24 protein-coding genes are annotated in these 20567 nt (G+C 53.2%); 15 read left to right on the top strand and 9 right to left on the bottom strand.

What is annotated here, in order from left to right; all coding sequences use genetic code 11:
* Positions 1–33: 33 nt before the first annotated feature.
* From THEAM_RS09185 to THEAM_RS09160, 6 genes are read left to right on the top strand one after another with little or no spacing between them, the layout of a single operon-like run.
* Positions 34–1080, top strand: a complete 1047-nt coding sequence (locus THEAM_RS09185; protein ID WP_013524962.1) for a type II secretion system protein — start codon at positions 34–36, stop codon at positions 1078–1080.
* A gap of 18 nt (positions 1081–1098) precedes the next feature.
* Positions 1099–1620: a type II secretion system protein gene (locus tag THEAM_RS09525; RefSeq protein WP_013524961.1), complete on the top strand. Its 522-nt coding sequence runs from the start codon at positions 1099–1101 to the stop codon at positions 1618–1620.
* On the top strand, positions 1620–2675 hold the full coding sequence (locus THEAM_RS09175) for a type II secretion system F family protein (protein ID WP_013524960.1): 1056 nt from the start codon (positions 1620–1622) through the stop codon (positions 2673–2675). Before THEAM_RS09525 ends, THEAM_RS09175 begins: the two co-directional genes overlap by 1 nt.
* A 24-nt stretch (positions 2676–2699) precedes the next feature.
* On the top strand, positions 2700–3914 hold the full coding sequence (locus tag THEAM_RS09170) for a type IV pilus twitching motility protein PilT (protein ID WP_013524959.1): 1215 nt from the start codon (positions 2700–2702) through the stop codon (positions 3912–3914).
* Between the two features lie 13 nt (positions 3915–3927).
* Positions 3928–4215: a hypothetical protein gene (locus tag THEAM_RS09165; RefSeq protein WP_041440276.1), complete on the top strand. Its 288-nt coding sequence runs from the start codon at positions 3928–3930 to the stop codon at positions 4213–4215.
* Between the two features lie 48 nt (positions 4216–4263).
* On the top strand, positions 4264–5481 hold the full coding sequence (locus tag THEAM_RS09160) for a hypothetical protein (protein WP_013524957.1): 1218 nt from the start codon (positions 4264–4266) through the stop codon (positions 5479–5481).
* Between the two features lie 14 nt (positions 5482–5495).
* On the opposite strand, the gene THEAM_RS09155 is transcribed toward THEAM_RS09160, so the two are convergent.
* From THEAM_RS09155 to THEAM_RS09115, 9 genes are all read right to left on the bottom strand, one after another.
* Positions 5496–5687, bottom strand: coding sequence for a hypothetical protein (locus THEAM_RS09155; protein ID WP_041440273.1), 192 nt, complete (start codon positions 5685–5687; stop codon positions 5496–5498).
* 67 nt (positions 5688–5754) lie between these two features.
* Positions 5755–5997: a hypothetical protein gene (locus THEAM_RS09150; RefSeq protein WP_013524956.1), complete on the bottom strand. Its 243-nt coding sequence runs from the start codon at positions 5995–5997 to the stop codon at positions 5755–5757.
* A gap of 69 nt (positions 5998–6066) precedes the next feature.
* Positions 6067–8184 (bottom strand): clostripain-related cysteine peptidase, encoded by a 2118-nt coding sequence (locus tag THEAM_RS09145; RefSeq protein ID WP_013524955.1) that lies wholly within the window; start codon positions 8182–8184, stop codon positions 6067–6069.
* Positions 8177–8545 (bottom strand): hypothetical protein, encoded by a 369-nt coding sequence (locus THEAM_RS09140; RefSeq protein ID WP_013524954.1) that lies wholly within the window; start codon positions 8543–8545, stop codon positions 8177–8179. The genes THEAM_RS09145 and THEAM_RS09140 overlap by 8 nt, the downstream gene beginning before the upstream one ends.
* Positions 8546–8619: 74 nt before the next feature.
* Entirely contained in the window at positions 8620–9189 is a 570-nt protein-coding gene (locus THEAM_RS09135) for a hypothetical protein (RefSeq protein WP_013524953.1), read from the bottom strand.
* A 9-nt stretch (positions 9190–9198) separates the two neighbouring features.
* On the bottom strand, positions 9199–10017 hold the full coding sequence (locus THEAM_RS09130) for an intermediate filament family protein (protein WP_013524952.1): 819 nt from the start codon (positions 10015–10017) through the stop codon (positions 9199–9201).
* Positions 10007–11362 carry a hypothetical protein gene (locus THEAM_RS09125; RefSeq protein ID WP_013524951.1) on the bottom strand — a complete coding sequence of 452 codons (1356 nt, stop codon included), beginning with the start codon at positions 11360–11362 and terminating at the stop codon, positions 10007–10009. The genes THEAM_RS09130 and THEAM_RS09125 overlap by 11 nt, the downstream gene beginning before the upstream one ends.
* A gap of 8 nt (positions 11363–11370) precedes the next feature.
* A complete protein-coding gene (locus tag THEAM_RS09120; protein WP_013524950.1) occupies positions 11371–13083 on the bottom strand; it encodes a type II secretion system protein GspD in 1713 nt (570 codons plus the stop codon).
* Entirely contained in the window at positions 13080–13511 is a 432-nt protein-coding gene (locus tag THEAM_RS09115; protein ID WP_013524949.1) for a hypothetical protein, read from the bottom strand. The genes THEAM_RS09120 and THEAM_RS09115 overlap by 4 nt, the downstream gene beginning before the upstream one ends.
* Before the next feature lie 78 nt (positions 13512–13589).
* On the opposite strand from THEAM_RS09115, the gene THEAM_RS09110 reads away from it, so the two are divergent.
* The 9 genes from THEAM_RS09110 to THEAM_RS09070 all read left to right on the top strand — a co-directional run bounded on the left by THEAM_RS09110 (position 13590) and on the right by THEAM_RS09070 (position 20531).
* Positions 13590–13904: a hypothetical protein gene (locus tag THEAM_RS09110; protein WP_013524948.1), complete on the top strand. Its 315-nt coding sequence runs from the start codon at positions 13590–13592 to the stop codon at positions 13902–13904.
* A complete protein-coding gene (locus THEAM_RS09105; RefSeq protein ID WP_013524947.1) occupies positions 13901–14731 on the top strand; it encodes a TraK domain-containing protein in 831 nt (276 codons plus the stop codon). Before THEAM_RS09110 ends, THEAM_RS09105 begins: the two co-directional genes overlap by 4 nt.
* Entirely contained in the window at positions 14719–15966 is a 1248-nt protein-coding gene (locus THEAM_RS09100; RefSeq protein ID WP_013524946.1) for a TrbI/VirB10 family protein, read from the top strand. Before THEAM_RS09105 ends, THEAM_RS09100 begins: the two co-directional genes overlap by 13 nt.
* On the top strand, positions 15963–16418 hold the full coding sequence (locus THEAM_RS09095; protein WP_013524945.1) for a hypothetical protein: 456 nt from the start codon (positions 15963–15965) through the stop codon (positions 16416–16418). Before THEAM_RS09100 ends, THEAM_RS09095 begins: the two co-directional genes overlap by 4 nt.
* The gene (locus THEAM_RS09090; protein ID WP_013524944.1) at positions 16415–17080 is read left to right on the top strand and encodes a coiled-coil domain-containing protein; all 666 of its coding nucleotides are present in this window, start codon (positions 16415–16417) and stop codon (positions 17078–17080) included. Before THEAM_RS09095 ends, THEAM_RS09090 begins: the two co-directional genes overlap by 4 nt.
* Positions 17077–17382: a hypothetical protein gene (locus THEAM_RS09085; RefSeq protein WP_013524943.1), complete on the top strand. Its 306-nt coding sequence runs from the start codon at positions 17077–17079 to the stop codon at positions 17380–17382. Before THEAM_RS09090 ends, THEAM_RS09085 begins: the two co-directional genes overlap by 4 nt.
* Positions 17370–18548, top strand: coding sequence for an HD domain-containing protein (locus tag THEAM_RS09080; RefSeq protein WP_013524942.1), 1179 nt, complete (start codon positions 17370–17372; stop codon positions 18546–18548). The genes THEAM_RS09085 and THEAM_RS09080 overlap by 13 nt, the downstream gene beginning before the upstream one ends.
* Positions 18549–18550: 2 nt before the next feature.
* Entirely contained in the window at positions 18551–20074 is a 1524-nt protein-coding gene (locus THEAM_RS09075; protein ID WP_013524941.1) for a hypothetical protein, read from the top strand.
* A 142-nt stretch (positions 20075–20216) separates the two neighbouring features.
* Positions 20217–20531, top strand: a complete 315-nt coding sequence (locus tag THEAM_RS09070; protein ID WP_013524940.1) for a hypothetical protein — start codon at positions 20217–20219, stop codon at positions 20529–20531.
* The last annotated feature ends 36 nt before the right edge of the window (positions 20532–20567 follow it).

Here is a 20567-nt window from a genome sequence, read left to right as displayed (position 1 = left end):
TCTCTGAAGGGGGACTACCGGAGGAGGCTGAAGGTGAGAGGCAGGAAGGGTTTTACACTTCTTGAACTAATAATTGCCGTGGCCATTCTCTCGATTCTCGCCATCGGAACTACCGAGTTCATAGTCCCGATGGTAGAGAGGAACAAGAAGGCTGAAACCGAAAACAGGTTTGAGAAGCTGGCCAAGGCCCTGAACTTCCACTATGAGACTGTTCTCGCCTACAGGAGAAACAATCCCGGCTGGATAAACCAGCCGGACTGTTCGAGGGCGAGAAGCTGGCTAACACCTCCGGGGTGCTGGAGCTACACAGCAAGACTTGTTCTCTGGAAGGACAACCTCACGCCTGCCGACTCTCAGATTCTGAAGGCCTTTGAGGACGCCGGCTGCAAGCTGGCGAATATCGGGGCAGGCTACGACGTTGCCTGTTACGACGGCTGGGGAAGGGAGCTTCGCTTCTCCTACGAAAACGGAGCCAAAACCCACTCCACTCCCTACGACCCGACGGCAGGCTCCCCGATTAGGATAACTTTCACCTCTGCGGGCAGGGACGGAGTGTTCGGCACGGCCGACGACCTTACCTACACCTGGAGCTCTGCCTCCCTCGATGAGAGATACCGGAAGTTCACCTACGACCGCCTGAAGACCATAGCCGACGCCCTTGACGCCTACTTCAGGCAGAGGCTCTCGGTAGAGGTAACCGAGAGAACCTACCCTTACGGCCTTGCCGAGGAGGACGACCTCAAGGTCGACTGGTACGTGCAGCTGTGCTCCAGCAAGCCTTACGACTACTGCACCGACGCTACCTGTTCAAACCTGCGGGCAGTCTGGCCCTCTGTTATCTGCGACGGTTCTGTAACCCATTCGACCTGTTCGATAGACACGATTCTGTCTCATCTGAACCTCTCTACCGACTACAAGGTGGACGCCTTTGGTAACCCTGTTTACGTTAACCTCTGCTTCGACCCTGACGGAGACGGTTATCCGGACGGGGCTCCCCCCAACACTCCTGCAACAGACAGAGGAGCTTTTTCGGCTTCCGTCTCCGACGGATTCATAACCGTAATGAGCACGGGAGAATAACCGTCTTAGGGAGGAGATATGAAGAGAAAGGGCTTGAGAGCTTCCCGTAAGGCTTTCAGCCTCGTGGAGCTGATGGTTGTAGTTGCGGTCATCTCAATCCTTGCCCTCGGTCTTTACATCTACTACGGAGGGAGTACCGACAAGGCCAGGGTAGCCAAAACTGTTGAGTTCGCCAACAACCTCAAGAGGGCCATGTCTGCCTACTACGCTGATACGGGCTACTACCCCTCAAAGACTCAGCAGCTCTGGACAAACGCCGTGGGAGCACCGGGTTGGAACGGCCCTTACGTGGAGCCGCCGAACAACAACGTTTCCCTCAATTACTGGCCCCATACTCCCTGGAGCGGTACCGGCTGGATAGCCTGTACCTGGGGAAGCAACGTTCAGCTGGTTATCAACGGAGCCTCTAAAGACTTCTGCTACAAGCTCGATAGGGCTGTTGACGACGGCAACCTCTCTGCCGGTAACGTTCGGTGGGACTCCAGCGTGAACAGGTGCCGCTACTTCCTCATTAGAGGGACGAATGTGAGGTGTAAGTAATGGCCCTACCCCGTGAAGAGCAGGCCAAAATCGTTAGAATCCTCGCTTCGATGGTGTCGGCTAACTTCTCCATAAGGGACGCCTTGCTCTCCCTTGTGGAGGACTACAGGAAATACGGTCTTATCGAGGTTCCCCCCTCCCTTGCCCACCTCGTTCCCGAGCAGCTGCGGGTGGGCTGGGTTGCGGAGAAGCTCGAGGAGATGGTCTATGAAATCGAGGCGGGCCAGGAGCCTGCCAAGGTCTTCCTCGAGGCCGACATATTCGACGAAGACGTTAGGGCCTCTATCGCTTCGGGTATTAAGGCCGGTAACCTGCCGAAGATGGCGGTTAGGTTGGCCGACCTCCTTGAGACCGAAGTGGAGCTTCTGGGAAAACTCAAGAAGACCCTGATAGGTCCTGTTCTTTCCATTATCATCGGCTTGCTCTTCACCTACATAATGGTTTTCAAGTTCACTCCTAAGATAGTGGGCACTGTAACCTATAAGGACAGGTTGCCCGCAACGGTAAAAGCCGCATACGTCGTTTCTCAGCACCCGCTCCTCTTTGTTGCGGCCGTTGTAGCCCTTGCAGCCCTGGTGATTCTTTTCCTCAAAAGCGGTGTCTGGAAACCCTACCTGCCCGCCTACAGGGAGTTTGAGAAGCTCCGGTTCCTCAACTGGTTGAAAATCCTCTTTGAGGCAAGCTGGTCGGAAACCAAGGTCTTTCAGTTCCTGTCCGAGGCGGGCTTTTCAAAGAAATGGAGGGAAGCGATAGAGGAGGTTCTTTACCGTCTCGAGGGAGGAGAGGATTTGCAAAAGGCCATGGAGGTTTTTGTTGAGAGGGGACTTCTATCCCACTCGGACTACTCGTTTATAAAGAGCGGTATCAGAATAGGTAACATTCCCAAGCAGGTGGAGCCTTCCATCAGGCTGCTAAAGGTTATAGTGGACAAGTCTATGGAGAAGACAATCACTCTCGTTCAGGCCGCCTTCCTCATGCTCGTCGGCGGCTACGTGGCTTTCCTCTACATAGGCTTGCTGCTGCCGATGACTACCTCGATTCAGAGGGCGATGTAACTCTATTCAAAGAGGAGGAGAAAGATGAAGCTGGAGTTTGGGACGCTTCCGGAGGTTTTCAGGGAGATTTTCAAGTTCGCGGAGGAGCAGTTTGCCACTGACATCTACATAAGGGAGGGAGTTCCGCCCTTTTTCAAGACCGTGGAGATAGCGGGCTCCGCCGTGAGGATAAAGATGCTCCTTTACGAAGCTCTCTACGAAGAGGCCAAGGAAAGGGGCGACGAGGAGGAAGCTGCAAGGATAAAGGAGAGAATGAAAGAGCTTCCCAAGGAGATTCCCGCTCCCTTGAAGAGCAAGGTCGTTCGCAGCGACATAAGAGCGTTTGTGGAAGCTCTCTCCCTGCCGAGCAATGCCAAGGAGATTGATACTTCCTTCACGCTCCACAAGGGAGACAGATTTATCGGCAGGTTTAGGCTTAACGTTGCCCTTTCCGACGGCAGCACGATTCTTTCGATAAGGAGACTCTACTCTTACGTTCCGCACCCCTTTGACGAGCTTCGCCTGCCCGAGGTTATCGGTAAGGTTCGGCAGTGGAACTCGGGTCTCGTCATAGTTACCGGTCCTACCGGTTCCGGTAAGTCGACAACGCTTGCCGGAATAATGCGTTACCTTTCCGAGGACGACAGGTCGAGGGTCGTCGTCACCATAGAGAAGCCGATTGAGTACGTTTTTGATAACAAGAACGCCTTCTTCATTCAGAGGGAGGTCGGCAGGGACACCGACTCGTTTATCTCCGGAGTGCACAACGCCCTCAGGCAGCACCCGGACGTAATCTACATCGGCGAGTCCAGGACTCCCGAGGAGATAAAGACGGCCCTTATGGCAAGCGAAACAGGCCACCTTACCTTCACCACCCTGCACACTTCCTCGGCCTGGGGAGTGATAAGCAGGATAGTGGACGTCTTCCCGCCGGACGAGCAGCCCCAAATCAGAACGATACTCGCAGACCAACTGAAGCTGGTCGTTGCCCAGAGGCTCGTCCTGACCGTTGACTTTGCAGTCAGGGCGGTCTGTGAAGTTCTCCTGGTTGACGAGTTCGTCAGAGGCAGGATTAAGGAGGGCGACGTTAAGCAGATTAGGGACTTCATAAGGCGAGACCGGGAGAACTGTAAGTACCTCAACAGCGAGCTTACACGCCTTGTGATGGAGGGCGTGATTACCAAAGATACGGCCATGAAGGTTACTTACGACTCAAGGGAGCTGCAATCCATGTTGGAGTCTTCAGAGTTTTCAGCGTAACCGTGGGGAGGTTATGGACAGTGTTCGATTCTTTAACCCTTATACGAGAGTTTTCTTGACTTTTCCGATGGAGAAGGTAAAGCAAGCAGTGAGGTTCGTTATCTCTACGGCGGGCCTGCCCGACCTTGATGACGCCCTCTTTAACTGCTGGCAGGTTTCGTCGGTTTTTACCGATGAGGAGAGGGAGCTTCTCTCCCTCGCCCAGACCATAGTCTCGGGAACGAAGGACGGTTTTGTAAAGCCCGAGGAGTTCAACGTTTACGACCTTGCAGCCGAAGTGGCAAGGGAACTTGACCTGTAATTGTAGGGAACTAAAATTACTTGTGATGGCTATTGAGGGAGGTGATAGATGAGGAAGCTCCTGACAGTCGCTGTGGGAGTAGTGGTCGGAACAGTTGCGGCGGCTTATGCAGCCGGGCCGGTTTACACGATACCTGCCGACTACGAGAAGATGAAAAAGGTGGTGGAGGGGCTTGCAGGAACCACCAACCTCTCTACCCTCTCGGATACTCAGGCCCAGAATGCAGGAGCGAACGTCAAGGCTTTCGTAGAGGGAGCTACCGGAAAGAGCACCACCTCAACCTACTCCCCGACCTACTTCAGGTATTACGGAGCAAACTACCGCAACTTTGTGTGGGGAGCAGCTAACGCTGACCCGGGAAGCTCCACGAACAATGCTCTGTTTAAGACGGTCGGGAACAACTACCGGAACTTTACCGTGAACGCTGCTGGTGTGGGCGTTCAGGACGGCAGGACTTACCTCTTTCAGTTTGCGGGCAGGAACTATCGTAACCTTGCCCAGGGTCTGACTGGTCTGGGGATAACGGATTACAGGTATTACTACTACAACTACGCTGGTAGGAACGTTAAGAACCTTGCAGAGGGACAGACCGGGTTGTCTATAAGGGATTACAGGTATTGGTATTACAGGAACGCGGGAGCAAATTACAAAAGTCTTGCTCAAGGTTTAGCAAATGGTCAAAGTATTACTTACGACCCTTATTCCAGTTATAACAATTACCAGCAAACCAAAATGCAACAGTTCAAACAACGTGCTGACCAAACCTTCTACGACATGTACCTGAACCCGAACGGTATGAAAAAGGCCTTTACTACTATGGATACCTCTATAACCTCGAAGACTGCGGGGCTTACTCCGATAAGTACCAATAACAAAGCTGAGTTTGATGGAGCCAGTGGAGGAATTGTTGCGGCGAAAACAATTATAGATGCTGCGGATACTTATTATCCGCTGACCTACTTTGTTGGAATCCCAAGCGGTTACCCGTCTGCTGTCAAGAAAATTCCCTATCAGAAGCATTGGTGGGAGAGGTATGCTGTTCTTTACGACTCAAAGGGAATTGTAGCCTATGCCGGAATGTTTGACCCGCGTTACGGACCAAGAGTGCCGGATGAGCTGAAAAAAATAGGTGTAACGGGAGGTGGCGGCCTTACTTGGTGGAAAGCATACTACGGTTGTGCTCCCGGGTATAAATATATTGGAAGCTACGGTCTCTGTTTGAGAGATGATTATGACTATAGTAACGGTCTTATAATTAAGAAGTGAGCAGCTTGAGCTGCTCACTTCTCATAGCATTCTGCTACTGCATATGCCGTGAACTCGCCTGAGTACCCGCCTATGCCAGCTTGAACAATTATCCCGCCGTCGTAGCCTGCCAGTTTGCATCGTCTTATTGCTCCCGTTATTGCTCTTCCCAAAGCAATACCGTCGTTAGCAGTTCCTGAAGCGAAAAAGGATGCCTGTGAAGACATAAAAACTCCTGAGAGTCTTACTCCCCCATCAAACTCAGCTTTGTTATGGGAGGAGTAGGGACGCTCCCTACTCCTGGTGAAATTTCTTAAGAACTTCGAGGTAGATACACTCCTCAAACGCCTTCCTATCTCGAGGAGCGGTAACTTTTTTACAACACTTCTCCACAAGTTCTGTTGCTACTTCTTTTGACAACGCATACTTGTCTACTGTCCACTTAACAAGTTTTTCCTTTTCATACTCCTCGTCACACGACACGAAGAATCTGTCGATGCCTCTCCTGCGAAGGTCATCTTTGTTGTACCAGCTCATTGTCCCACTCCTTTTTTTTGTTTTTAGGAGCGAGGCTACCGCCCCACTCCCACAAAGGTGTTCTAACTCCTACTGGCTCCACACTACATTTCCGCTTCCCACATCACAAGCAAACTGGCTGTCCAGCCCTGCGTCCTTAACTGCCTGCCACATCACACCAAAGACGGTGTTAACAAAGGCCGTGTAGTTAGGCAGAGTGGAGTTGTAGCTCTCCACGAAGTTGGAGTAGTTGCAAAGCTCTAACTTGGGAGAGGTAGCGTAGTCGGGAGAGGTGTAGGGGTAGATGAGAGAGAGTCCCGAACCTGTTACGTTCGTGTCAACCGTTCCGTCCATGTTGAGCTGGAGATACTTCGTGTAGAGACCGTCACTGCTCTTAACGGAGTTGTAGGTGGAGAGGAAGTTGAGAGCGTTCTGAACCGTGTCGGGGGCAAAGGAAGGGGTGAGGGCGTATTGACTGTTATATGGAGTGTAAGCTAAGCCTTGCATTGCGTAAAAATTAGTGTAACCCAGTTCAACAAGTCTTGCAGTATATCCGATAGCTGATACGGTTTGAACAAGGTCAAAACCAAGAGTATCTGTTCCTTGAGAGCCTCCGTAGTAACCAGCATACTCCTGTGTTGCGTTATCGAGCTCCTGGGCTATGGTATCGCCTCCCGTATAATCGGAAGTATTTAGCCACCAAAAAACTCCCTGATACGTATTAAGGTCATTATTCCCGAAATGCGAATAGAAATACTCATACATCTGCCCATTATCCCTCTCATTCAGAGCAGTCTGGTAGAGGCTCCCTGCGAAGGTATCAAAAGCCTGTGCAAGTTCTTTAAGAGCTTCACTCTTAACTGCCGTCAGGGCAACCACCTGCGGGTAGGCAAGGGCCACGTTGGGAGGATTGTCGTAGTAATACTGATAGTAGCCGTCAACGATGTTCTTTGCTATCGTCCAGCTGTCAAGTCCCTGTGCATACCACGAGGGCAGGTTCTTCCATACGCTTCCCCAGCCCGTTCCCAGTTCAAATTCGGGAGAGGCTACTATCTCCTGAGCGTAGGGAGCTATCTGAGTCAGGGTAGCAAGCTCTCCCATCAGGCACTCGTCAAAGCCAATCAGGTCGAACCTTATGCCCTCTTTAGCAAGGGGAGCAAGAACGGTATCGGCAAACTGTTTGGTTCCAAGCCAAGTAGTTCCAGTCTGATTGCCGTCGCTGAAACTCTCAAAGAGAACCGTCCTCGTGGTGGGAGTGGGAAGGCTCACCCAGCCGTCTCCGTGGTCGCTGATGATAAGGTCGTAGCTCTTTGCAGGGAAGAGCTTAACTGCTACCTCTATCAGTTCCTTGAGGTGGTTGGAGAGGTTGTCAGAGGGAGCATACCAGTAGAGAAGCCCGTCGGAGCCGAACTGGGAGACGGAAGCTCCGGAGAGAACCTGAGAGATGTCGTTAGTCAGAGTGGTGAAGTCCTTGCCCGATTGAGGGTCAAGGATAAAGACGTCGCTCTGTCCGTCAAGGCCGTTTTTCTGCCCTCCGTCCCAGATGACTACAAAGCGTGTATTCTGAGGCTGTGACGCTTTGATGCCTGCCACAAGGTCGGCGTAGTTGTCCTCAAGGTAACTGGTAAGGGAGCTGTCTCCAAGGTCGTCTCCCTCAAGGACGACTATGACAGTCTTGTCGTAAACGGGCTCGCTCTCTACGGAGTCGTTGTCGTGGTCAACTACCTTGCCCTCACAGGTGTCTGCTACTCCGTCTCCGTCTGAGTCGGCAAGGGGCTGAAGGGTTAAGTCTCCATCTACTTTAGAGAGGGTAAGGTCGGAGTTGAGGGCTACCGTTCCTCCCGTTCCCTCTACGGCGGAGAGGCTGGTGTAGATAACCTGCCCTGTGGGAGCCGTGAAGGCCACTACACAGCCCTGGAAGCTCCCCGTAGAGGGTAGAGGAAAGTGGAGCTGGGTGTCTGAAACTGTGTCGGGGTTAACTACTACGGTTCCGTTTGCACACACAAGAGTGGGAGAGGTAGCCCTGAACAGGTAAGCAGGGTCAACCTCTACTGCTTTGGTAGTTGCAGGGACTACGGTTAGCCCCTTGGTAGTTGAGGTGGTGGTGGAGCTGGTCGTGGTGGAGCTTCCACCACCGCCTCCTCCACCGCAGGAGGCAAGAAGAGAGGTTAGTATAAGTGCGGTTGCGGTTATTAACTTCCTACGCATGGCCGTTTACCTCCTCAAACTCTATTCCGTAGCCTTTCATGTAGTCCTTGTATTCGTGGGCAATTCTCAGGGCCTCTTTGGTTAGGGAGACGGTTCCCTTGGCCGTCTCCACCATTATCGGGTTCTTGCCCTTAAAGAACCCGCCGAGTCCTCTGGGGTCTTTCCCCATCTTCTTCCAGATTTCGTGGAGCTCTTCTTTTGAGACTTCTCCGCCCCTTTTGAGGAGCTCCGCAATCAGTTTGAGTTTCAGCAGTTCCGAGGCGGGCGGAGTTTTCCTGCCCGCAAGTTCAGCCCTCAACCTCTGGATTTCCGCAAGGGCCTGCTCTAACAGCTTTTCAACTTTCTTCAGTTTTTCTTCCATTCCTAACGCTCCCTCATTTAATTCGGTTCGTCTTTTAATTTGTTTCGGCAATTGTTCCGTGTCAAGAGGGAGCGTTAGGGAGCTCTGACGATGGCCTGAGTGCAGTAGCAGGAATCGGTTCGGCAGGAAGATAGGTCGTAGATGTAGGTGGCTCCGAAGGGGGTGTATTTGTAATCTGCGGGCAGGTTGGCCTCTCTGATTACCTCGTCCAAGCTGGCGGGCCATATGGGGGTTATTCCCTGAGAGAGTCTCCTCTGGCATACGGAGTAAGCGGCCTGCTCGAGGACGTTTGCCCTGCGGTAGAGGTCTTCGTACTTGGTGGACTCAAGCATTGAGGCCGTCAGGGATAAGACTCTATCGTCGGCGGTTCCGAACTGCCTATCCCTGCCCGCAAAGACGACCTTTGCCCAGGGCTGATTGGCGGGGACTCCCGTTGTAGAGGTGGGAGTCCCGCCGTGAGAGTAGGTGATGAAGGGGTAACCGGGTATGGAAAGAGCCTGAGGGAAGTCCTTGTGGGCGTAGTAGTAGCTTATCAGGTAGTTGCGGGCGTAGCTGTAGGCCTGCTCTGTCGTGTCCACCGTCTTGACAGGCGGCAGGCCGAATATGAAAAGCATCGGCAGAAAGAGAAACAGCAGGTAATACACGGCCTCCTCCTACTGTACGGGAACGGGTGGAACTTCCATCGGCGGGGGCGGCGGAACCGGTGCAGGCGGCACCTGAGGCGGTGCAGGCTGGGCAGAAGGTCCGGAAGCTATCTGCGACTGAGATGTCTTCTTGCTCTTTTCGGGGGTGCTTGCAGAAATCGGAACTTTGAAGACGTGCCCGTCGTAGGCAACTACAACTCCGTCGTTGAGTATGTCCACTATTCTACAGCCGTAAACGGTAGAGCCTACGGTGTACTTCCTTCCCATGGAGTCAAAAGCAACCTTCTGCCCGCCGACGCTCATGACTCCGGTAAAGAGGTTCTGGAGCAGGGAGAGCTTCCTCTCGAGGTTCTGAAGCCTCTCCCGCTCCATCTGCATCCTGAGGTACTCTTTTTGAAGCTCCAGTTGAGGGTTAACTCTTGTGGCTGTAGCGGGAGCAGTGACGCGGGCCTGTGGTGCCTGCCTGATTCCGGCAGACTTCTCGAGCTTCAGCTTCAGCTCGACGGGAGCGAGCTGGTACTTCTGAAGTTCGGCCTTGAGACGTGCTATGTCGACTTTTATCTGAAGTAGGTCTTTCTGTCTCAGAAGCTCCTCCCGCTCCTTTTCGAACTTGTCAACCTCGGGGGGTTTGTAGAGGAATTCGGGAGCAGGTAGAACGACCTGTTTTTCGTTCCTGCGGGCAGGAACAGGTCTTTGCCTGTGAACTGCTTGTTCCTGCTTTTTCACCTTAACCGGCGTTCCCTTGGGAACCGGAGGAGTCGGAGCAATTGTGGCTCCCAGAGCAGTGTTTGCCGCAAGTAGAGCAACCGCTATAACCTTACCTTTCATTGCCTTCCTCCAGACCGTAGACTTTTGCTCTCAGGCTGAAAGCGTATAGTCCGTCGCTTCTCAGCTTGAACCTTATCTCCTCAATGTCCATCGGAGTGGCCGCCGCCTTTGCGAGCTCCTCGGCGAGCTTCCGGGGAGTCAGAACCTTCCTTACAGATACCTCTGCCGACAGCACCCGAACTCCGTCTATGTTGTCTTTCTTTATGTTCCTGATGCTATCGGAGTACCTTTTCACTACTTCCTTCATAGTCGGAATGGTAGAGGGGGGTTTACCTCTGAGCGAGGCCCAGCTGGGCTTCGGGTTTCTCGGTAATACCTTCTCAAGGACGAAGTAGTCGCCTACTCGCCTTCCCCCCTCTACCAGGTAGGGGGTTTCGTATTCGATTTTTATGCTCTTTTCCGAGATTGCCCCGTAAATCGTTCTGTAGCCCTCCGGCGGGTAAAGGGACTTCATCAGTCTCAGCACATCAAACGACGTCGGCATGAAAAGGTAGGCGAGGTGGGTTCTCTTAAAAGCCGGAGAGGGAGTCCACGGACGGTTAACCTGAGCCGCCAGCCTTGCCCTGAGAGCCTCTTCCTCTTCCTTTTTCTTTTGGTAGTAGGTGTATCCTCCGAAGGCCAGGGCGACGGCCAGAACGGCGGCGATTATCGCTCTGACGGGAAGCTCTCTGGGGACTACAAGCTCCGGACTCTTTCGGGCTTCTCTGATAATCAGGGGGATAAGGTCCTCGACTACCGTAATGCTCTTCTCTACGGTTCTCAGCTTGCTCTCTATGACTTCCCTTGGCTTCTGGGCGGTCTTTACCTTCTGGATTAGAATCTCTTTGAGCCTTTCGTTGTTTACGAAGACGAAGTAGGGCTTCAGGAAGAAGCTATCAACGACGTCCTGTATCTGCGGGTCCTTGAAGAGCTTCTCCTCCTCCCTCGGAATGATTCTCACCGATACTTTCTTGCCGACCTCGGGAAGTCTCGGGCTGACCTTGATAAGGGCGTAGCCGCAGGGAGTGTCGATGAGAAACAGCGCCGTGGAGGCCTCCTTGAGCTCCTTGAGCTTGAGCTTGGTGAACTCGATGAGGAAAGGAAACAGCGGGTAGTGGTTGCTCCTGGGAATCCAGCACAGCCAGGTGCCCTTTGTCGGGTCCTTTACCGCAAAGCCCTTGGGTTTCCCGAGGATTTTGAGAGTGAAGTCCTCGGCGACAAGGGAGTAGCACCTTTCTCTGGAGGGCCGGAAGGACTCTCCGTTCCTGTAGGCACAGACCTTGTTAACCTTAACGCAGATGCCTTCCTTGCCCTTACCGCCTGTTTTTTCCCTTTTCTTTTTCAGTGCAGCGAGACTGAACTTCACGACTCCCCCTAATAGGAGTAAATGGCCACTATGTATTCAGAGAGGGTGGCCTTCCTGCTTCTTCCCTTGAAAAGCTCCCCTGCCACGGGAATATCCATCAGTCCCGGAACGCCGGACTGGGAGCTGTCGAGCTTGTACTGCTTGATTCCCGTTATCACCTCAAAGTGGTGCTTGGGTATTACGGTGGTGAGGGATATATCCGTCCTTCCTATCAGCTCCGGAACGGTGTAGGTGTTGTTGTCAAAGGTGTAGGTCTTGAGGCTCTTGATAAAGCGGTTGGTCACGTCCAGCTCGTACTGGGTGGTTCCGTCGTCCCTCTTCAGGGGAGTTATGTAGAGCTGAATGCCGAGGGAGAGCTCCTTGAAGACGGGAACCTGAGTCACCAGCTTGGTGTCGGCCTGAGACTGGGTCTCTATGCTCTCAAGGAACCTGTAGGTCTCCCCGGGCACTATCGCAACCGTCTCTCCCGAAAGCGTCCTGACGTAGTTGTCGTAAATGGTCTTGACCTTTCCGTAGCGGGAGAGGAGCTTCACGAGGTAGTTGAAGGGATTGCTCTTCCCTGCCTTGAAATAGCCCGACAGGTCAAAGACGTATCCCGTGCTCTGACCGGTGGTAATCTGGAGGTTCTGGGAGCCGAACACCGCCGACCAGTCAACTCCGCTCTGAAACTCGTCCGAGTAGGTGACCTCGTAGATGGCCACCCTGAACTGAACCTGCTGGGATACGGCCTTTATGAGGGAGTTGATTACCTTCTCGACCTTTGCGATGTTCTCCGGAGTGTCGGTTACCGTTACTATCCGTGCGGTCTTGTTCACGAAGTAAGAGCCTCTCTTTGAGACCACGTTCTTTATGTTTTTCTCAAGCTCGCTCCAGAAGTCCGTCTGAATCGTTACAGATTTCTCATTTGTTCCGGAGCTTCCGCTCGACGATGAGGTGGTCGTGGTTCCGGAAGTGCTGCCTTCAACGGTTGAGGACTCGCCTGCGGAGAAGTTGAAGCTCACCTGCTTGGGTATGTAGGGTATTCTGAAGACTCTCGTTACGAGAGCGGAGACCTTAATCTCCTTGTTCTCCGGGTCTATGGTGAACGAGTAGCCCAGCGGTGAAAGGATTACCTTGAGGGCCTTGTCGAGCGGAAGGTCCTTGACGGCAACGAAGACCTTTTGGGTAAGGTCAACGTCCCTGTCGGGAACTACCGTGTAGCCCGTTGCGGCGTTGATTTCGTTGAAGACGGTAAAGAGGGGAACTCCCTGAAGGTTGAGGGTAATCTTGGGCCCTTCAACCTTGAGCTTCTCTCGGGCCAGCTTCCTTTCTACCTCTTTTGCGTACTCGTTTGAGTCGGCGTTGACCACCGTAAGAACGCCGTCTTCGTAGGAGAACTTAAAGCGGGTGGTCCTCTCGATTACCTTGAGCAGGTCGTAGAGGGAGCCGTTGAAGTTCTCAATGGTAATCGGAAACTGGCTGTTAAATCCCGTAAGGTTGCAGGCCAACTTCTTGGCCTTGCAAATGGCCTTGACCGCAACGCTGACGGGAACTCCCTTGAAGTCGGCGTGAACTTTAATCTTTTTTAAACTTTCAAGGGGATCCTTCGGAAGCGTTACTTCTCCGAAAGAGTAAGTAGGCTTAGGAGTTATCTTGGGCTCTTTCACCTTGGAGAGTCCCGATACTCCTCCGCAAGAGGATACAAGAGCCGTGGCCGTCAGAAGTGTCAGCAGCTTCCTCATTGCCATTCTCCTACCACGTAGTATTTGTTCCCTACTCGTTTAACGAACTTGAAAGCCTTTCTCAGGGTTTTGGGGTCGGGAGAGCCTGAAATTACCGCCCCGAAGTAAGGTCCCGCGTCGAGAACCCTTTCGACGTCAAATCCTTTTATTCTTGAGTAAACGGGGCGTCCGGCTCCGTGCATCAGTTTTTCGACTATCTGTTCAAATAGGGCCTGCCTGCGGGCAGCGAGCTTCCTCATCTGAGCTTCCCGCTCCCTGCGGAGCTTCTCCTCCCTCTGCCTTTGAAGCTCCTCCTCGGAGACTATCCTGTAGCCGTTCTTCCCTTTCAAGATGAGGTAGTTGTCCACCCTTCCGACGACCGTAGCGGCCGTAGCCATTGTCGGAACGACCAGCACGGCCGCTGCAAGGAGCGTGAGCGTCTTCCTCATCGGCAACCTCCTTCTTACTCACCTAAATTATAGGGAAATTTCCCTATAATTATGGTGAGATTCGCCGGAGGAGAGAAGATGAACTGGAAGACCGTGCTAACGGCGGTGTTTCTGGTGAGCCTGAGCTCCGCAGCTTCGGCGGTGGAGCTATCGGCCTACGACTACCTGAAGCTCTCCCTGCAAAAGCTCAAGGAAGCCCGACTGTATGCCGAGAAGAGCCTCAAGGCAGGGGGAGTTGAGGGTTTTAACTACCAGCTCTACATCGGCTACCTTGACCGCACCATAGAGAACCTTGAAAAGGCCCTCTCGAGGAAGGAGAGGGAATACGACGAGTACTATAGGCTTAAAGTTGACAGCGACCTTCTACTCAAGGACCTGGGAGAGAAGAGATGAAAACCGGTGTGGTGGCTGCTGCGACGGTTTTAAGCTTAATCGTTCTACCGGTTCAGGCTTTGGCTCAGTCGGTTCAGCCGGTTGAGCGAGTGGTTCTCACCCGGCAGAACCAGGTTCTATTCCTGCGGGCAGAGTTCAACAGGCCCGTTACGGTGAAGTTTCCCTATCCCGTCTCTTACGCCGTTCCCCAGGACTCAAGGATTGACGTTCAGGCGGGTAACGACTTCGTAATCCTCAAGGTAATAGACGACTCGGTGAAGACTGCCGTTTTATCGGTTGTCCTCAACAAGAACGGTAAGCCCCTGGTCATTCCCGTTCAGGTGGAGCTGGTAAAGAAGGGAGCCCCCCTTAAGGTGGTCGTCGTTGACGGTCAGAGGGAGCTCTCAAAGGTGGAGAGAACCGCCACTCTCCTTATAAAGGAATCAGTTCAGAGAGCTTCAAGGACTCCCGTAGCCGAACTTATCGCCGCTATGATAAGGCACACCGAGTTTCCTAAGGAGGCCAAGCCCCTGCCGGGCTACACTGTCGTCAGCTACGGCCCCGAGGGGAAGCTCTTAAAGAGTTTCTCCTCCAACAACCTTCTTGAAGCAAGACTCCTTTACGAATACCGCTCTCCGGTGAGAACCGGAGTGGTGATAAAGCTGATAAACAGGTCAATCTACCCTCTCACAATCAGCGAAGAGGACTTTGCAACCGACGGCGTTCTCGCAGTCTCCCTCTCCCGTAGAAGGCTTGCTCCGAGGCCCTACACGGCGACCGAGAAGCTCTCGGGAGACTACACTGCCTATCTCTACCTCGTGATAAGGGGCGACAAATGGCAGAGGTAGAAGGGAAAAAGAAGAAGAAGCTGACGAAGAGAGATTGGATAATACTCGGAGTGCTCTCTACGGCGTTCTTCGGCTTTGCAGCCTTTGAGGCCCTGAACGCCCTTCATACTCAGAGGGCTAAGGAGTCGGAGAGCGTAGCGATAAAGCACGCAAGTCCGGGAAACGTTCCGCCCGAGACTGTAGCTAAAGCCATATCTTCGAAGCCGCCTTCTCCTCCGGCCGAGCAGCGCCCGCCGGCAAAGCAGCAGAACCCGCCCCCTCCCAAAGTGAAGCCGAGCGAGAAAAAGGAACCTCCCAAGGAAAGCGGGTGGAAGCTGCCCAAGCCGGCGGGCAAACTTACCCCTCTTCCTGAAAACCGGAGAGAGGAGAGAAAGCGGTTTACCATAGGCCTTCCGAAGCCGACTCTCTTCAAGATGCGTGAGGAGAAGAAAGAGCGAATAGCGGAGAAGATGAGAGTAATCACCCCGAGGCTTGTCGTTACCGCTCCGAAGAGTTCCCCTGCCCGTGCTCCTCAGCCTGAAAAGCAGACAGGTAAAGAGACCGGGGGTAAGTACACCACCGTCGTGGCGGCCGGAATGTTCGTTCCGGCCGTCCTCTCCCAGGGAATCATGGCCCCTCTGGGCTACAAGGTTCCCGTCAGGTTCAAGGTCGTGGGCAGTGCAGTCGGAGTGGGCAGCTACTCTTTCCCGCTGAACTCCTGCGTCGTCCTCGGAGTAGGTAAGGGAATACAGACCGGCGACTCTGCAAGGATAGAGGTTGAGCTTGTGAAGCTCTCCTGCGTCTGGCCCGACGGGAAGCTCCATACGGTTCCCGTAACGGGCTACACCGTAGATTTGAGGGACGGGAAACTTCACCTTGCCGCAAGGCTTGAAGAACATATGCCCGACATAGTTCAAAAGTCCTTTGTAGCGGGGGCCCTGCTGGGAGCTGCCGAGGCGGCCCAAAGGGCGCAGGAAATCTCGAAGACGACCGCAATCAACCAGAACACTTCCATAACCACTCAGGAGATAAAGAACCCGACTGCATATACCTTCTGGGGTGGAGTTGCGGGAGCCCTCTCTCAGACTCAGAGGCTCATAGAGCAGAAAGTTCAGGAGCTTATGAAACTCAAGACTGCCGACAGGGAACCGGGAGGAAAGGTCTATCTGGTCTTCACCCAAAACGTCAGGGTTCCCGAGTCCTGGCTCAGAAGCTCGGCGAAAACGGAGTACGACTTTGCGGGGTATGAGCGATGAGAAGGAAACTCCTTGCCTTTGTTCTGCCTCTGCTGGCCCTTTCGTCCTGTGGAGCTTCGCAGGTTCAGGTTAAGCCTACCGTTTCTCCGATGGTGCTGGAACAGAGGCAGCTCCAGCTCAGGCAGGAGAGGTACGTTGAGGCCCACGTGAGAAGGCCTGACTGGAGTTCCACTCCGAGGGTAGTCTGGGCAAAGCCTGTCTGGATACCGCCGGTAATCAGGCGGATTTACATACCGCCTCACGAAGCTCCTGACGGCTCCATGGTGGCAGGTTACTACGTCTGGAAGATTGTCGTTCCGGGCAGGTGGAGGAAGCCCGGGGAGAACGTCGGCGAAGTTCCGGTAAGGGCCGTTTACAGGAGCAGGAAGAGCGAATCCGATAGAGTCAGGCCTCAGGATGCCGAGGCAATTCTCAACTTCCTCAAGCAGATGAAGGAGAGGGAAGGGAGATGAGGAAGCTCGCAGCTGCCTTGACGATAGTTCTGTCCCTTTCGGCCTCCGCTCACGCCCAGGTTCAGGTTCAGAAAACTACCGTTACGGTGCGTGAGCTCGGAGAAGCCGTCCACTACCTTATAGACCTCTACAGGAAGAACTCAAGGGAAATCGAAGAGCTTCGCAGGGAGAATAAGCAGCTCAGGCGGAAGCTCAAGGAGCTTGAGGATAAGCTCGTCCTAATCAGGCTTGAACAGAAGGTTCAAAAGGCACAGGAGAAGAGCCAGAGTCAAGTGCAGGTGAGAAAAATGGAGATGAAGAGCCACAGGGTTCCCGTAGTGGAGGAGGTTCCCGGTAGCCAGCCCAACGAGTTTCCCTGGGTTACCTTCAAGCGAAGCGACGTTACGTGCGAGCTCCCCGAGAGAACCTCAAGGGGTTATCGATACCTCAACATCTTCATCACCAGGAGCAGGTCCAAGGCCATAAACCTTGCGAGAAACGTTGCAAGAACCGGACTCTGCACGGTGGTGAGGAGAATCACCAAAAGGGACGAAAAACCCCTTTACAGGGTTGTCGTGATACCTAACGGCAGGGCCGAGGAGATTCTAAAAGAGATGGGTCTCAAGTACTACCCCTACATCAGGAACCTCGACCTGACCAGAAGCTCCGGAGGTGAGCTGTGAAGAAGTTGATGGGAGTGGTGGTTATGTGCGGAGCCCTGCTTTTTTCCTGCGGGCAGGAAAAGGTCGTCTATAAGCCTCCCACCGACCGCCAGCTGGTAGAGAGACTGGTTAAACAGGGCATCGACCCCTGTAGAGTCTATCCCTGCACCTATGCCGGAAAGACTGCCGTTGAGATAGTAAACGTTCCCGCTCAGGATAAGGGCGACTTCATCATCTACCCCCACAAGGAGGCAGTAATCGTAAAACCCATAGACGCCGTTCCGCCCCTTGAAAAAGTTAAGGAGGGCAGGTGTCGGCGGTAAGAGAAGAAAACGGACGGTTTGTGGTCGACTTTGCAGAGCTTGCAAAGCAGTGGCTCCCTGCCGAGCTGATTCCGGAGGTTGACAGGGAGAAGCTCTCCTCTCCCCTCGCCAAGAGCTTCCACGAGAAGAGACTTCCCTTTTTCAAAGAGGCCGGACTTGTCGAGCAGTTTGAGGCAGTTCTTGAGTTCCTTGACTCCCACAGGGAAGCCTCTTTCCGGAGAGGAAGCGTTAGGGTGAACCTTTTAGAGCACTCCTTGAGAACGGCCGACTTTGCCTTTGCCCTTACTGGGAGCCTTCCTTTCGAAGAAAGGGCCGTGGTGGTTCTCTCGGCCCTGCTCCACGACGCAGGCAAGGCGACCGTCTCGGAAGAGGAAATGAGGCAGCACCCGGAGTACTCGTTCGAAATAGCCTCGAGGCTTGGCCTCTACAACTCCGAGTGGGACAAGGTAGTGAAGGAGGCCGACCCGCTGGAGCTTCAGAGAGTCAGGCTCGGAAACCTCATTGCCTACCTCGTTCGATACCACCACGAACAGTCCGTTCCGGCGGTTGACCACTTCACTGCCGATGAGGCCGGAACGCTCAATAGATTGCTCCTCTACCTCAAGAGGGCCGACTCCGCAGCTGCAAAGATGGAGTCGGGAGAGGCAAAGGACGAGGCAACGGCCCTTGAGTGGGCCATTCAGGAGACAAAAAAGGTAGAGAAAACTGCCCGCAGGCTCGAACAGGAGCAGGTGAAGAAGGAAGCCGAGAAGGAGGGAATAGGGGAGGAGAAGCTCCTACAGTTCTTCCTGGTCGTTTCGCAGGGAATCAACCAGCCTGCCGACAGGAGAACTCCGGCGAAGCTCTACGGTTACACAATGACGGCAAGACCGCTTGTTGCTCTCTTCAGGGAACGGGTGCTTGAGGTTGCAAAGGGGCTCCTCGGAACGGCCACCTTAGAGGAGCTGGCAGAGCTTCTGAGACCGTTCGGAATGGAGGACGGCAGGATAATCAGGTCCTGTATCTTCAAACCTTATCCGAATGCTGCGGGCAGGAAAGAAGTTTTCCTCGTGGTCAACTGGGAGAAAATCCGCAAGTTCGCCCAGCAGCACGGAAAAACCCTTCCTCCCTTTTCAAACCTTGAGAGAAGGCTCTCAAGGGCGAGAATCAGTCTTGTCCAGGAGTAGCGATGGACATCTACGCACTGAACAACTGGGACGCCACCATATACGTTTACGGCATAAACCTCGTGAACCTGCTCTACGGGTCCCCTGTCTGGAAGGCCATCGTAGCCATAACCAGCGTTTACGCCTTTTTCCGCTTCTTTCCGGAAATCAAGGACTCTCCGAACATTCCCGGCCAGCTCATCAAGCGTGCTCTTGCAGTCTTCCTCTTCTCTGCCCTTACCCTCTGGCCGACAACCTGGACTATAGACATCTACACCATCAGCAAAGCAAAGGATTACACGAACGTATTCAAGTGGGTGGTCCCGGTAAACAGGAGCGACAGCTTCACCGCCGACCTCTACTTGAGTGCCGAGGCGAAGCTCCCGGCAGTTGTGGGATTCGTGGGGCAGTTCATCGGGGATTTGCAGTTCTGGACTATGTGGCTGATAGACAAAGCTGGGCGGACTCTTGGAACCGATACGGTTGGAAAGGGCCTTATGCACACGGCCAAACTGATGACCCTTGAGAAGGAGATTTCACAGGGTATCGATACTGTTGTAGCTGAGCTTCGGGACAAGGGCCAGTGGACTCCCCAGGACCAGCAGAAGCTCGCCGAACTCAATAGTGCCCTGAGAGACTTCCTCGCCCAGAACTGCGTCTCCCCGTCGGTAATAGAAGATGTCTGGCAGAAGGCGACTTCCGACGGACCCGGAGACGTTCTTCCGATGCTGCTGGACAACATAAACGACGACCTTGACTCCACGACAAAACAGAGCTGTCAGGAGCTTGCCTCCGAGATAAAGAGCACCGTATCTAACATCTGTGAGAGGTGGAGTTCTGTTACGGGCGACCCTTCCGGAGTGTGCAGCTCCATGGTTGAGGTCTCGCTCATGCAGAAGCTCTCAAACTTCTTCCACAGTGCCGTCAACAGCATAAAGAGCTTCCCTGAGAAGGGAGTAGAGGCCATTCTCTCAATCCTTAAAGACCTGCTTGTCGGTTTCTTCCTGGGGGCCGCAGGGCTGGCCAACTTCGTCCTGCTTGCAGGGATAACCACAATTGCACCGATTTCCCTGGGAATCACAAACCTGCTGATATTCTTCCTTTCCCCCCTGTTCTTCCTGACCCAGCTCGTTCAAGGTCAGTTCGTCACCTCAACCGTCAGAATTATTCTCGAGATGCTCTGGGCAAGACTCCTCTATGCAGTATTTATTCTTGCATATGTCATCGTGTGTGTTCTGCAAGGTCCTGCGTGGAAGGAGCTCATCGGAGTCTTCGGACTAAGCGGGAGCTTCCTGAACACTCCCGTAATGGCCGAGCTTCTGGCAAAAAGGCTCGGTGCCCTGATTCTGAAAGCCTCGGGAGTAGGAATCTTAGCTGCATTTTTCTCTTACACGGCAATCACTCTTGCGGCCGGAATGATAGTCCTCTGGTTCGGAGCTCAGATGCTGAGAACCATTATCTTTGGGGAGTTCCTGCACATCACGCAAGTTATTTCTGCGGGCAAGGATTTTGTCCAGAATAGGGCGAGAATCGGACTTAGGAGATAACCTTATTTGTCAGACATAATGTTTGACAAATAACGAACGGGGGATATATTCAGTATTGATTCCGTGGCCACGGAATTTTTCAATTTATTCGATTTATTCAATTTATTTGGAGATGTTTTAAACGACTTTAGGAGGCGTAGTAATGATTAGAACTATGAGCAATGAAGTTATGAAAGCTACGAAGAATGAGATTACGAACAGAGGAGGATGGCTTGAAGATGTGGTTGCTATCAAAAACAAGCGAGAGATAGTGAGGGAACCTGCCGAAGCGTTTAACAATCCAATTATTCTAATTATGGAGAGAAAGAAACCTATAGGTGTATTTATCAGATTAGACTCAGATGAGAACATAAAGAACCTTTCTGAAACGGTGAAGCTTTTCCTCTCTGACGTTCTTAATGCAGCGGGCTGCAAACTTCTTAGGCAGGCAAGAGGAGGTAGAGATGAAAAGAGGTAACCGTCGCAATCCCGTCAGCTTTTACAGAAATCAAAT

It is taken from the genome of Thermovibrio ammonificans HB-1, from assembly GCF_000185805.1.
GTDB classification, from domain to species: domain Bacteria; phylum Aquificota; class Aquificia; order Desulfurobacteriales; family Desulfurobacteriaceae; genus Thermovibrio; species Thermovibrio ammonificans.
This window is presented reverse-complemented; position numbering and strand designations above follow the sequence as displayed.